Source organism: Neisseria sp. HMSC067H09, assembly GCF_001814135.1.
Classification (GTDB): Bacteria; Pseudomonadota; Gammaproteobacteria; order Burkholderiales; family Neisseriaceae; genus Neisseria.
Genome location: NZ_KV814949.1, coordinates 1 through 12,084, shown reverse-complemented (window position 1 = coordinate 12,084; position 12,084 = coordinate 1). Strand labels below are relative to the sequence as shown.

11 protein-coding genes and 4 pseudogenes are annotated in these 12,084 nt (G+C 51.1%); 8 read left to right on the top strand and 7 right to left on the bottom strand.

Annotated elements, in window-relative coordinates:
* The 4 genes and pseudogenes from HMPREF2954_RS11140 to HMPREF2954_RS11130 all read right to left on the bottom strand — a co-directional run.
* The coding region (locus HMPREF2954_RS11140) for a DUF6531 domain-containing protein (protein WP_070689143.1) at positions 1–2,538 on the bottom strand (2,538 nt) is incomplete at its 3' end.
* A gap of 82 nt (positions 2,539–2,620) precedes the next feature.
* A complete protein-coding gene (locus tag HMPREF2954_RS13355) occupies positions 2,621–3,166 on the bottom strand; it encodes a DUF2169 domain-containing protein (RefSeq protein ID WP_321178096.1) in 546 nt (181 codons plus the stop codon).
* Entirely contained in the window at positions 3,147–3,758 is a 612-nt protein-coding gene (locus tag HMPREF2954_RS13350) for a DUF2169 domain-containing protein (RefSeq protein ID WP_321178095.1), read from the bottom strand. The genes HMPREF2954_RS13355 and HMPREF2954_RS13350 overlap by 20 nt, the downstream gene beginning before the upstream one ends.
* A gap of 12 nt (positions 3,759–3,770) precedes the next feature.
* Positions 3,771–5,861, bottom strand: a pseudogene (locus HMPREF2954_RS11130) (type VI secretion system Vgr family protein); the annotation flags it as partial.
* Between the two features lie 2 nt (positions 5,862–5,863).
* Between HMPREF2954_RS11130 and HMPREF2954_RS12025 the strand changes: the two are divergent.
* The 3 genes from HMPREF2954_RS12025 (at position 5,864) to HMPREF2954_RS13345 (ending at position 7,531) form a co-directional block, all read left to right on the top strand.
* Complete coding sequence (locus tag HMPREF2954_RS12025; RefSeq protein WP_197067774.1) at positions 5,864–6,238, top strand: HNH endonuclease; 375 nt, start codon at positions 5,864–5,866, stop codon at positions 6,236–6,238.
* A 23-nt stretch (positions 6,239–6,261) separates the two neighbouring features.
* The gene (locus HMPREF2954_RS11125; protein ID WP_045072669.1) at positions 6,262–6,630 is read left to right on the top strand and encodes a DUF7716 domain-containing protein; all 369 of its coding nucleotides are present in this window, start codon (positions 6,262–6,264) and stop codon (positions 6,628–6,630) included.
* 349 nt (positions 6,631–6,979) lie between these two features.
* A complete protein-coding gene (locus HMPREF2954_RS13345; protein WP_231574607.1) occupies positions 6,980–7,531 on the top strand; it encodes a type IV secretion protein Rhs in 552 nt (183 codons plus the stop codon).
* Between the two features lie 60 nt (positions 7,532–7,591).
* Here HMPREF2954_RS13345 and HMPREF2954_RS13420 read toward each other — a convergent pair whose 3' ends face one another.
* Entirely contained in the window at positions 7,592–7,720 is a 129-nt protein-coding gene (locus tag HMPREF2954_RS13420; RefSeq protein ID WP_457818104.1) for a hypothetical protein, read from the bottom strand.
* A 135-nt stretch (positions 7,721–7,855) separates the two neighbouring features.
* Here HMPREF2954_RS13420 and HMPREF2954_RS13335 point away from each other — a divergent pair, with 135 nt between their 5' ends.
* Both HMPREF2954_RS13335 and HMPREF2954_RS11115 read left to right on the top strand, forming a co-directional pair.
* The gene (locus HMPREF2954_RS13335) at positions 7,856–8,227 is read left to right on the top strand and encodes a hypothetical protein (protein WP_231574606.1); all 372 of its coding nucleotides are present in this window, start codon (positions 7,856–7,858) and stop codon (positions 8,225–8,227) included.
* A 291-nt stretch (positions 8,228–8,518) separates the two neighbouring features.
* A pseudogene (locus HMPREF2954_RS11115) lies at positions 8,519–8,812 on the top strand (RtcB family protein); the annotation flags it as partial.
* Positions 8,813–8,840: 28 nt separating this feature from the next.
* On the opposite strand, the pseudogene HMPREF2954_RS13150 reads toward HMPREF2954_RS11115, so the two are convergent.
* Positions 8,841–8,948, bottom strand: a pseudogene (locus tag HMPREF2954_RS13150) (IS5/IS1182 family transposase); the annotation flags it as partial.
* On the opposite strand from HMPREF2954_RS13150, the pseudogene prfH reads away from it, so the two are divergent.
* Positions 8,947–9,564 (top strand): annotated as a pseudogene (prfH, locus tag HMPREF2954_RS11110) (peptide chain release factor H). The pseudogenes HMPREF2954_RS13150 and prfH overlap by 2 nt on opposite strands.
* Before the next feature lie 119 nt (positions 9,565–9,683).
* Here the strand turns inward: prfH and HMPREF2954_RS12760 are convergent.
* Complete coding sequence (locus HMPREF2954_RS12760) at positions 9,684–9,884, bottom strand: protein MIGRI (RefSeq protein ID WP_045074880.1); 201 nt, start codon at positions 9,882–9,884, stop codon at positions 9,684–9,686.
* 157 nt (positions 9,885–10,041) lie between these two features.
* Here HMPREF2954_RS12760 and metX point away from each other — a divergent pair, with 157 nt between their 5' ends.
* On the top strand, positions 10,042–11,181 hold the full coding sequence (gene metX / locus HMPREF2954_RS11100) for a homoserine O-succinyltransferase MetX (protein ID WP_045074882.1): 1,140 nt from the start codon (positions 10,042–10,044) through the stop codon (positions 11,179–11,181).
* Complete coding sequence (gene metW, locus HMPREF2954_RS11095) at positions 11,178–11,759, top strand: methionine biosynthesis protein MetW (protein ID WP_003743445.1); 582 nt, start codon at positions 11,178–11,180, stop codon at positions 11,757–11,759. Before metX ends, metW begins: the two co-directional genes overlap by 4 nt.
* Positions 11,760–12,084: the final 325 nt, after the last annotated feature.

Here is a 12,084-nt window from a genome sequence, read left to right as displayed (position 1 = left end):
AGGGGATTTTGGGGAATTTTGCAAAGGTCTCGGCAAAACGTTTCGGGCGTTCTCTTCCTTGCTCGGTACTTTCCATTGGTGCTGGGCGATGAGTTGGCCGTTTTCGTTGTAGTCGAAGCAGGTGATGCTGTGGCGGTTGGCGGCGCGGACGAGGTTGCCGTCTAGGTCGTATTGGTAAGCGGTTTCCTGAACCTTGTCGTTATCGCGGGCAAGGGTGTGGATTAAGCGTCCCAATTTATCGCGTTTGAACTCGGTAATCCGCAGCGGGGTTTGGCTGTCGAGGTCGTCTGAAAGCGGGGCGGCGTCCTTTTTGGGGACGGGCTGTCCGCCCAGCTGCGCCATCAGTTTGGCGGCGAGGGAGGCGTCGTCGCCGAATTCGCGCTGCTCGACCAGCTCGTTGCCGGCGTTGTAGCGGTAGCCGGTCAGTTTATGGTCGAAACCGCTTTCGGCAATCAGGCGGTCGAGGACGTCGTAGGCAAAGCGGTAGCGCGCACCGTTTTCATTGGTGAGGCCGACTAAGCGGCGGGCTTTGTCGTAGTGGTAGCCGAAGGTATGGCCCAGCGCATTGGTGCGTCGGGTCGGCAGACCGTCTTGGCCGTATTCGTAGGAAGTGGTATGGCCTTCGCCGTCGGTATGGGTTTTCAGACGACCTGCGGTATCGTAGCCGAAGGTTTCTTTGCTGCCGTCGGGATAGAGGGCGAGGGTAAGGTTTTGGGCGGCGTCGTAATGGTATTCGGTGTGCTGTCCCAGCGCATCGGTAATGCGCGCCAGTTGCCCTTCGGGGGTGTAGGCCAGTTTGGTTTCGTAACCGGAACAGTCGGTAATGAGGTCGGGCTGGCGGTTTTCATTATAGTGATAGGCGGTACTGCTGCCGTTCGGATCGGTTACCGACAGCAACAGGCCGTTGTCGTCGTATTCGAAACGGGTGGTATGTTTCAGCGGGTCGGTATGGGTCAGCAGGTTGCCCGCTTCGTCGTAGGTATAGCCGTCATAACGGCCTTCTGCATCGCTTTTACGGATCAGTCGGTAGCAGTCGTCATAGTCGAAATGCAGGATGGCGCCGTCGGGGCGGACGATGGTCTCTACCTGCCCCTCGTTGCTGTACTGATAGCGGGTAACGCGCCCCATCGCATCGGTGTGGCTGAGCAGACGGCCCAAACCGTCGCGTTCCATCAATACGGTGCTGCCGTCGGCAAACACCCGCTTGGTCAACTCGTTGTTGTAATCGTAATGATATTGCTCGGTACGGCCCAACACGTCGGTTACCTCGGTATAACCGTCGTGATAGGTAAAACGCCATTCCTCGCCCAAAGAAGTCCAGTTGCGCAACACCTTGCCTGTTGGGGTGTAATGGTCGTATTCGTATTCCGATACCAATCCGGCCGCATCCGTGTGCGACACCATCAGATTGTTTTTATAGCCGAAGCTGCGTTTGATGTTGCCGTCGCGGCCGATGACGCGCAGCAGGTCGCCGCTGCTATTGTATTCGTAGCGGACCAGCGGACTGCCGACACGGACCGCTTCGCCGAAGACCGGCAAACCTTCCAACAGCGACACCGACAACAGCCGCATTTTAGGCGACTGCTCATCCGCCACATTGCCGAAGTTCAGCGAGAACACCCGACCATTGCCGTCGATGACGTATTGCGGCAGACCGGTCAGCGGATGATAGACGAAACGCTGATGGTTGCCGTTGGCGTCTTCCACCGCCACCAGCGGGAAGAGGGTGGAGTCTTCGTCCGAACCGTCTTCCGCGACGACCAAAGGCGCAAAACGCAGCGCTATCGAACCGTCCAGCGAAGCAATGACATAATGCCCGTCCGGATTCTTGCTGAACCAAATCTGTTCGCTCTCGAACAATACCGGTTCCTCATCGTCTTCATCGACTTCCGGCAGCGGGAACAAACGGCCCTGATCGTCGATATAGGCCAATCCCGCCGCATCGCGGATGATGCGTTGGCAGCCCGGCACGCTCCAGCCCTCGCCGAGCCAGCCGGTACCGTCTTGGTCGGAATAATAGCTGCGGCTCCAGACCAGCGGCAGGATGCCCTCAAAAGCAAAGTCGGTTTCTTTCTCCAAAAACTTCAGCCCGTGTATCGGATTGACCGGGCGGCCGGCAGCGAGAGCGGCTTTGCAGGAAATACAAGGTTTGGGCGGCAGTTTCTTATTGAACTTGTTGTTCATGTGGAACATATCGCCGGCGCGTATGATGTGGCGCTTGCGGATTTTAACCGAAGAAGAATGCATCATCGGCCAGGCGGGTTTGGTGGCGGTACGCGACAACACCCCTTTGCGGCCGGGTATGGCGGGTTCGTCGCCGGTGGTGCGGTTGGTTTTACTGGCTTTGAAGACGAAGGCGGGCTTGCGGTTGAGGCGAACGTCTGTGGCGACGGTTTGGGCACCGCCCAGGTCGGCGAAGAGCGGGAAGGGGATGGGCGGTGCGACTGGTGGAGCAGGAGGGGGCGGCCAGCAGAAATCGGGGACGGTAAAGACGACCCTGAAGTCACTGCTTTTACGGGCGATTTTATTGAATGCCATGGCGGCTTGCTCCTGTTGGGGATGGGGTCGTCTGAAAGCTGGATGAGTAAGGGTTTAGAGTTTCAGACGACCTATGTATGGTTTATGCGTGTGCTGCCAAAGATGGTGGGATTGGGATAAATTCATCCTGAGAATCCCGACAGGCTTGGGCGGCCGCGATTTGATCTGCCCGTTCGTGTCGGGCGATGAATCTGAGCTGGCATGCCGCAATTTCCAGTTCCTCCGGAAAAGATGTGCGGTAGCTGCAATCAATACGGCGTTGTTCCACATCGACGAGGATGGTGTCCAATATCATGTCTTTACACAATGACGAGTTGGTTGCCGTATGGGCGTGGACGAACACGGTTTCTACCGGCAAATCAACGGTAAAACGTTGGTTGGGCGCCTGGAAGGAATGCACCATGCCGGTAAAGGTCAGTTCGTAAATATGGTTGGGTTTCAGATGGGGAAGCTGCAGCGAGGGATGGGCGCCGTTCCAATAAGCCATAGAAAAATCTTCAGGCAGTAGCGGGGCACGGTTGGCTATCCATTGCGCATCGGCAGTGCCGGTATGTTTGGCTCGCAGTGCGAAATAACGGGGCATAAAGCCGAAGCCTTCGGGCGCGGCCTTATCGGACGGATCTCGCACGGGGTGTGCGGGGTCGTAGATTTGATGCGCTTTCAGTGTCCGCTTGAACCCGTTTTTTTTTGAGTTCGGCCTTCGGATAGTAGCCGATACCGATGGCGTTCTGCTGATAGCCTGTGTGGTCGTCTTCGACTGCGCTGCCGCCAAAGGCAAACTCATAGCGGATAGGCAGGGAAAGAATGGGGTCGGGTTCGCTCAAAGACCATCCTGCTGCCTCCCGCACCCAGTAACGTTCCCCGGTAAGCGCCAGGCTTTTTTGGTAATCGCCGATACTTACGGATACGGTAAATTGCCGAGAGGGAACGTCGTCGGGTGCATAGGCGGTGGCATTGACGACCAAGTCGGTTTTGGGCTTGTAGAGGCTGAAGTCGCTTTCAAACTGAGTTGAGGTTTGCGAGGGATCGCCGTAATAGGTATCGGCAAACGTGAGCGGCGTTTGCTTACGGGCAAACGCAAGCTTCGTTTTTCCTGTTTCCGGGTCAATTTCAAACTCGTAACTGACTTTGGCGACGACTACATCATAAGCCCGATCTGTTTGGTCGATGTTTTTAAACTGCTGCGTATGAAAGCAGGTAAAGTTCTGCAACTCAAACATGGCGTATCTTCTCTAGTTGATATCGACTTTTTTGCCGTCGATGTCCACTACTTTGGTGCCGACGATCTTGATCGTTTTGCTGACGATGCTGATTTTGTTTTTATCAATCAAAATCATGGAACTACCGACTTGTATGGTAATTTTCTTGCCTGCGGACAGGGTAATGTTTCGACCTGCGTTGAGGCCGATGTTCATACCGGCGTTGAGCCCCATCACCAAGCCGACGCTATGCATTTCTGCACCGACGACATTGGTCATCCAGCCTGCACCGACGTTCAGCATATAGCCGGCACCGATGTTGGTCATCTGTCCGATGCCGACATTGTTCATGCCGTTCAGACTGACGGTTTCCTGTCTGTTGCCGCCGATACTGCTGACTTCGTTGGCTACAACGGTCTTGTTGCGGTTGGCACCGACGGTCAGCGCTTGGTTTTTGCCGACAGCAACGTTCTGATCTTGTCCGACAGTCAACGCTTGGCTCTGACCTATGCCTACTTTTTCGTTCAAACCAACAGAACGGCTGCGATTTTTACCCACGTTGACGCTTTGGTCTTTACCTACGCTGGTGCTTTGGTTGTCACCCACGCTAATGCTTTGGTTTTGGGTAATGCTGGAGGTCTCGTTTTGCCCCACCGATTTTGTGCGGTTTTGGGTAATCGAAGCCGTTTCGTTTTTTTGGACGGTTTTCGCCCGATCGCCTACTACCGTAACCGTTTCGTTGTTACCGATCGTGGTGGTGCGGTCGTTGTTGACGTTACGGGTTTCGTTATTTTTAACCAGGGAGGTCAGGTCTTTTTGCGCTTGGAAATTGACCATCTCGGAACCGGCAGTGTCGTTGAACATCAATTCGTTGAAGTTGGACAATGGCGAATTGAAACTCTTACTTTTGATACCGGACTGCTTAGCCGCGGCAGGAAAGCCCCATGGCGGCGACATTGCGCTGTTGTACAGACGACCCAATACAATCGGTCGGTCGGCATCGCCGTTGATGAAGTCAACCAGCACTTCTTCACCGATACGCGGTGTGTTGATAGAGCCGTATCCCGCTCCGGCAGAACCTTGCGTTACCCGAACCCAGTTGGAGCTATTTTCATCCATTTTGCCGTAGCGGTCCCAATGGAATTGGACTTTAATATCGCCATACTCGTTGGTATAAACCTCTTCTCCGGCAGGACCTGTTACCGTCGCCGCTTGTGTGCCCAAAACTTTGGGTTTTGGCGTTTTAAGGGGAGGGCGGTATGGGTAGGATTTGGGCAATACGCGGAATGAAATTCTGAATTTGCCGATACGATCGCCAGTGGTATAGCCAGCCTCTTCAAAATCATAGTCTGCTTTCAGAATGGTGTATTCGGTATTGGATGATGAATGCGGATGTTTGCTCAGGGTAAATGTATAACCCGGAGCTACTGTCAAGGCAGTACCCGAACCGGTAATGATCTTGGTTTGGCTTTTCAGATCTTCACTGCGTACCTGACTGTAGTTTTGTGCTTCGGATACATCGCTAAAGCCGGTATAAAAATCATAATGTTCCATAGGAACAGAACTGAAATCGTGAACCGAATCAGAAGATTTCATTGGGACTTTGGCGTTTTTATAGTTGTATTCTTGAGTCACGAACTGACTGGATTTCAAGGCATCCCGTTCTTCCCATACATCGATATAGGCGATGTTGGGTGCGCCGGGCGCAGTATTTTTGGAATGGTAAGGAATGTTGGGAGAAGGAATGGCTTCTAGAGTACCGACATCATCAGCGATAACGAGCTCGTGCGAACCGTTGCTGTGGGTAAAATAATAGTAGATGCCTTCCTGTTCAAACAGGCGGTTTAGGAAATTAAAACTGTTTTCCTGATATTGGACACAAAAGCCCCTTGTACGATAGCTTTTTTGGCATTTTACTTGGAAAGGGAATCCGAACGGGGACAAGACTTCATTGGTAATATCCAGAACAGACTTATCGACAAATACCCTGCTATCGGTGTTCTGCGTGAGGTACCACATAAACGGACGGGCTGTGCAGGTATAGGCATGATAGTCTTCTTCATCTTCATCTTCGCCGATATAGCCGAAGTCGGTCACCAAACCGTTCAAATAGCGCGGACTGCCTATTGGAAAAACGGTCTTTAAATGCGCTGTTTTTGGCCGTTAATGTTTCCAGTTTCTCTGAACGCGCCAATACGGCGGCCTCCCCTGACAAATTGGTAAACTTGCTGTATCGTTATCCTGAATTAAAAGAATGGATGAAATCTGGAGATATGAGTTCAAGTCCCAATTGGGGAAAAGGTAAAAATAAACAGGGACTAACGTGGCATCATCATGAGGATACAAAAAGGTTGGTACTGGTTGATTATAATGACCATAGAAGAAATCATGGTCTATATCACCCACAAAGAAAAGGCGGAAGAAGTATATGGGGAGGTGGTAGACCAGGTCGACGAGGAAAATTAAACGGTCGCACTGGTAAACCATTAGGTAAATGTTAATTTAATCATAAAAGGAACAAAAAATGAATTTAGATAAATTTTATAGAAGAAAAATTAGTATATCAGAAGTTATTGATTGTGCTAGATTATTCAATGATGATGATACTGATAAATTTGCCAAATTTCCATACATATATATTTCTTCTGATGAAGATGAGAGTATTCTTGATTTAGAGACGGTTTGTTATTTGGATAACGGCCCAAAAATAATGGATGGAAAAGAAGTTTTTCCTGATTTTGTAAACGAAAATGGATTAGATATTTTATGTAGTGGGGATGCGGTTATGGATGTTTACGATGACTTAGATGAACGGTATCCAAATTTTACAAAAGATCAATTTATTGATGCTCTAAATTATTACATGGATAATGATGATTACATTGAATTTTAAAATCTATATTTAGGTATTATTTTAGATTTCCTCTCTACGATTACGGATATATTAGTGTAAGGAAACTAGGAGACTTATCTACATTACAACTTGATACGTTACTACGAACCTCAAACTTGGCAGTTTGTTTAATCAGGAATCGATTGGGTTGTTGAGTAGAGATAACCTTTTTTCAGACGACTTCAATATTTTATTAAGGTCGTCTGAATCATTTGTTCTTTAACAATCTCATTAGCAGTTAACATAGAGGTCGTTTGAAAACCAACTTTCAGGCGACCTCTACCAAATCGCCTCCCCCGACGGCGGCGCACGGCTGCTGTTTGCTGAAGTTAATTTTGGCTACGGCGATTTGACCGCCGTTTACGGACGCGACGGCAAAAAACTGCGCGGTTTCGCCTACCGCAACCACATCATGGTCGAACACAGCCAGCCCGACGGACTGGTATCCCGCTACGAATACGACCGTTACGACACCGACGGCAAAGTGCTCAAAAGCAGCAATAACCTCGGCGAAGAATGGACGTTCGACTACCGCAAAGACCATACCGTCGTTACCGACGCATTGGGACGGACGGAAGTGTACGGTTTCGACGAAAACCGGGAACTCGTCTACCGCATCGATGCCGACGGACAACGCAGCGACAGCGAACGCGACAGCTACGGCCGCATCACCGTAGAACGCGACCCCCTCGGACGCGAAACCCGCTATCTCTACGATACCGAAGGCAACGTTATCGCCATCACCGCGCCGGACGGCAGCAGCACCCAAATTGATTACCACGAAACCCTCAACCTGCCGGTTGCCGTCAACGATCCCGCAGGCAGGATTACCGCCTATACCTACGACGGACGCGGCAACCTCGTCAGCATCACCGATCCCGCCGGTTACACTACAAGCTAGGGCTACAACGCCCGATGGCTGCCCGAAACCATTACCGACGCCTTAGGCAAAACCCGACACCTACACTACGACACCCTCGACCAGCTCGTCTGCTTTACCGACTGTACCGGCGAAACCACTCGTTTCGGTTACACCGAATACGGCGATCTCGAAACCGTTACCGATGCGCTGGGCCATACCACCCGCCACCACTACGACGCAGCGGGCAACCCCGTCCGTACCGACTATCCCGACGGCAGTCACGAAACCTTCGAATATGACCGCCTCAATCGGCTGACCGCCCACATCGACGGACTCGGTGCCAAAACCGCCTACGAACTCGCAGTGGACGGACTGCCGCTCAAACGCACCAACGCACTGGGCCATACCTTCGCCTACGCCTACGACAAAGCCCGCCGTCTGACCGTCCTCACCAACGAAAACGGCGAAACCTACCGTCTCGATTACGACCCGACCGACAACCTGATCCAAGAAACCGGCTGGGACGGCAAAATCACCGCCTACGGCTACGATGCCGCCGGACAACTGGTTCAGCAGACCGAATACGGTCAAAGCAATAATGAAGGTTGTCTGAAAGAGCGTCCCGAGACTTGGCACCGAGCGGTTTGTTTTTTTGTATTGGTTGGTTTGAGTATTAATGGGAATACCCTCGTTGGGTTTGGCACAAATTGTGGCACAAATGACCGCAGCCAGTAGTATATGAACAGATAAAAAACGCCCTAAATCAAGGGCGTTTGTCTATACACATACTACTGGTTACGGGCTGGGTGGGTTCAATTCCCCCCGCCTCCACCAAACCTAATTTTAAGCAGTATCCTGTAATACGCATATAGCCTTGAGCCATAACGGTTTCAAGGCTTTTTTACTACCTTGAATATGCTCGGGTTTTTATCATTTATAGGGTAACTTTTTGGGTAAGTTTTCAGGAATTTCATCAAAACGTGTTTCAAATGTACCGTTTGTCTATTCGAACTGTTTCTGCCGACCCAAGATTGCCAAATTTCGCTGAACACATTGGCACACGGCGCAGGACGGAAATGGCAGCGCAGCGAATGTAAAGGACGCCTGTCGCACAAATATTCCGCCGACAGCCTGCGTCAAACCGCCTTCGGCAGTGTGGTCGTTTGTCAGGATAAGGCTTTGATTTTTGAAGAGGCTCCGCAGGCTTATAAAGACATAGACAGCGTCATTTCAGCCATGAAAAACGCAGGTCTGATTGAATTGGTCGCCCGGTTCAAACCCGTTTTGACTTATAAAACCAGCGGCGGATGCGGAGAATAAAAATGAAGCAAAATATGCAAACAATTTATAGTGGATTAACTTTAAACCAGTACGGCGTTGCCTCGCCTTGCCGTACTATCTGTACTGTCTGCGGCTTCGTCGCCTTGTCCTGATTTAAAGTTAATCCACTATATCTGCAAATTTCTACCGCTCAAGGGCCTGCCGAATGCTGCATCTTTGCCCGTTTCGTATTGGGCAGGCTGCTTGCCGAGGCGAAGGCGGAAGGTGTCGGGGTGGAAATCATCTCCGAAACCGCCGATAAGCACGGCATTATGTCGGCGGTGCTTAAATTGGACGGCAAGCATGCCGAAACTTTAGCACAGCGTTGGCAAGGTTCGCTCCAATGAATATGCGCCAGCCCCGTCCGTCCGAAGCATCCGCGTAAAAACTGGTATATCGGCGTTTTCCGCATGCCCGATATGCCTGAAATGCCGTCTGAAAGCGAAATTGAGTTCCAAACCTGCCGTTCGGGCGGTAAAGGCGGGCAGCACGTCAATAAAACTGAAAGTACCGTCCGTGCCACTCATAAAGCAAGCGGTATTTCCGTGCGGGTCGAAAGCGAACGCAGTCAGCATGCCAACAAAAAATTGGCTTTGACCCTGCTGGCGCAAAAGCTGGCGGAACATCATGCCGGACAGGCTGACGATTACGCCCGCGCACAGCACAGCCAGCTTTATCAGGTGGAGCGCGGCAACCCGAAACGGACGTTCGTCGGAACGGAATTTAAGGAGAAGCCGGATGCTAAATCTTGAGCTGAGACTGCGGCTTTGGCAATGTCGCGATTACCTGTGTTTTTAATATACGGGAAAAGGTCGTCTGAAAACCTGAATTTGTGTTTTCAGACGACCTTTTGTCTGGCTATCAACATCCGTCAATAAGAATCCGGAATGTGTTTGAAATACAGCATGACCAGATACCAAAACAGCGTCGCTGCGGCTGCACCGAGCAGCACCCATGCGCTGATTTTGGCGACATCGCGCAGGGCGCGTTTTTGCTTGCGGCTGAAGAGGCGGTTGATGATCAGCGCGGCAAGTGTGAAAAAGAAAAAAATACGGAAAAGTCTGCCTATCATATCGGGAAGCGGGGGAGGTCGTCTGAAAAAGTATGGTTTGGGCGCGGCGGCATGGGGACGGCTGTTTCTGCGCGTCGGGCTGCTTGTCCGACCGTGTCAAAAAGTCATGCCGTTTGCTATATAATAACGCTTTTCGCCGCATTTGTTGGAACAGGATATGAGTCAAAGTGCCTCGGTGGGCATTGTAACGCCCCAAAAAATTCCGTTTGAGATCCCGCTGGTTTTGGAAAACGGTAAAACTTTGCCGCGTTTCGATCTGATGATTGAAACCTACGGCGAGCTGAATGCCGAAAAAAACAATGCGGTTTTAATCTGCCATGCGCTGTCGGGCAACCATCATGTTGCGGGCAGGCATTCGGCGGAGGATAAATATGCGGGCTGGTGGGACAATATGGTCGGTCCCGGCAAACCGATTGATACGGAACGTTTTTTCGTGGTCGGTTTGAACAATCTGGGCGGCTGCGACGGCAGCAGCGGGCCTTTGTCGATCAATCCTGAAACGGGCAGGGAATACGGTGCGGATTTTCCGGTGGTTACGGTGAAGGACTGGGTAAAATCCCAAGCCGCGCTTGCCGATTATCTCGGTATCGAACAATGGGCGGCGGTTGTCGGCGGCAGCTTGGGCGGCATGCAGGCTTTGCAGTGGACGATTTCCTATCCCGAGCGCGTGCGCCATGCCTTGGTGATTGCGTCTGCGCCCAAACTCTCGACGCAAAATATCGCGTTCAACGATGTGGCGCGTCAGGCGATTTTGACCGACCCCGATTTCAACGAAGGACATTACCGCAGCCACAATACCGTTCCCGCACGGGGCTTACGGATTGCCCGCATGATGGGACACATTACGTACCTTGCCGAAGACGGTTTGGGCAAAAAATTCGGACGCGATTTGCGTTCAAACGGCTATCAATACGGCTACGGCGTTGAATTTGAAGTGGAATCCTATCTGCGCTATCAGGGCGACAAATTCGTCGGGCGGTTTGATGCCAACACTTATCTGCTGATGACCAAGGCACTGGACTATTTCGATCCGGCGGCGGATTTCGGCGACAGCCTGACCCGCGCCCTGCAAAATGTGAAAGCGAAATTTTTTGTCGCCAGCTTCAGTACCGACTGGCGTTTCTCGCCCGCGCGTTCCAAAGAGCTGGTCAAAGCGCTGATTGCCGCGCACAAGCCGGTGCAGTATATCGAAGTCAAATCCAACCACGGCCATGATGCCTTTTTGATGGAAGACGAGGCTTATATGCGCGCCGTAGCGGTTTATATGAACAATGTTGACAAGGATTGCCGATCATGAATTTGCGCGACGATTTGCAGTTGATTTACGACTGGATTCCCGAAGGCAGCCGCGTCTTGGACTTGGGCTGCGGCGACGGCGAATTGCTGGCGGCTTTGGTGGAACACAAAAAATGCAGCGGCTACGGCATCGAAATCGACACCGACAGCGTCATCGCCGCCATGTCGCGCGGCGTAAACGTCATCCAAGCCGATTTGGAGCAGGGTTTGGCAGAATTTGGCGACCAGACGTTTGACGTTATCGTCTTGAGCCAAACCATCCAAGCCATGCAGAATACCGAGAAAATCCTGCGCTGCCTCATGCGCGTGGCGAAACAGGCGATTGTCAGCTTCCCGAATTTCGGCTACTGGCGCAACCGCTTCCAAATCGCCATCGGCGGTCATATGCCGGTTTCCGAACGCATGCCCTACCATTGGTACGACACGCCGAACATCCATTGGTGTACGCTCAAAGACTTTGATTTATTGTGCGCCAAAAACAAAATCCGCGTCCTCGAGCGCGCGGTCATGACGGGCAACAAACAGGTCAAACATTTCCCCAACCTGTTGGGCAGCTTGGCGTTTTACCGCGTCGGGTAAAGAATATTGTGAGCAGTCTTTTCTATAAAAAATTGGGAATCTGCTTTCAAATAAGTTATGTTGGATGTAGCCAAACCTCATTTTTTATCCGACAAAAGATGTGGTTTGGTGAATTTCGACTTAAGCTGAATAAAATTCTTGTTGTGTGAGACCTTTGCAAAAATAGTCTGTTAACGAAATTTGACGTATAAAAATGTGCTAAAAAATTTCAATCGACTAAAAACTTTCTGATATTGAGAAAAAAGTGGAAGAAATCAGGAAGGTTATTCATTTTGAAAATGGTATTGAGTATATAGTCAATTAAAAACAAAATAGTACAATACTC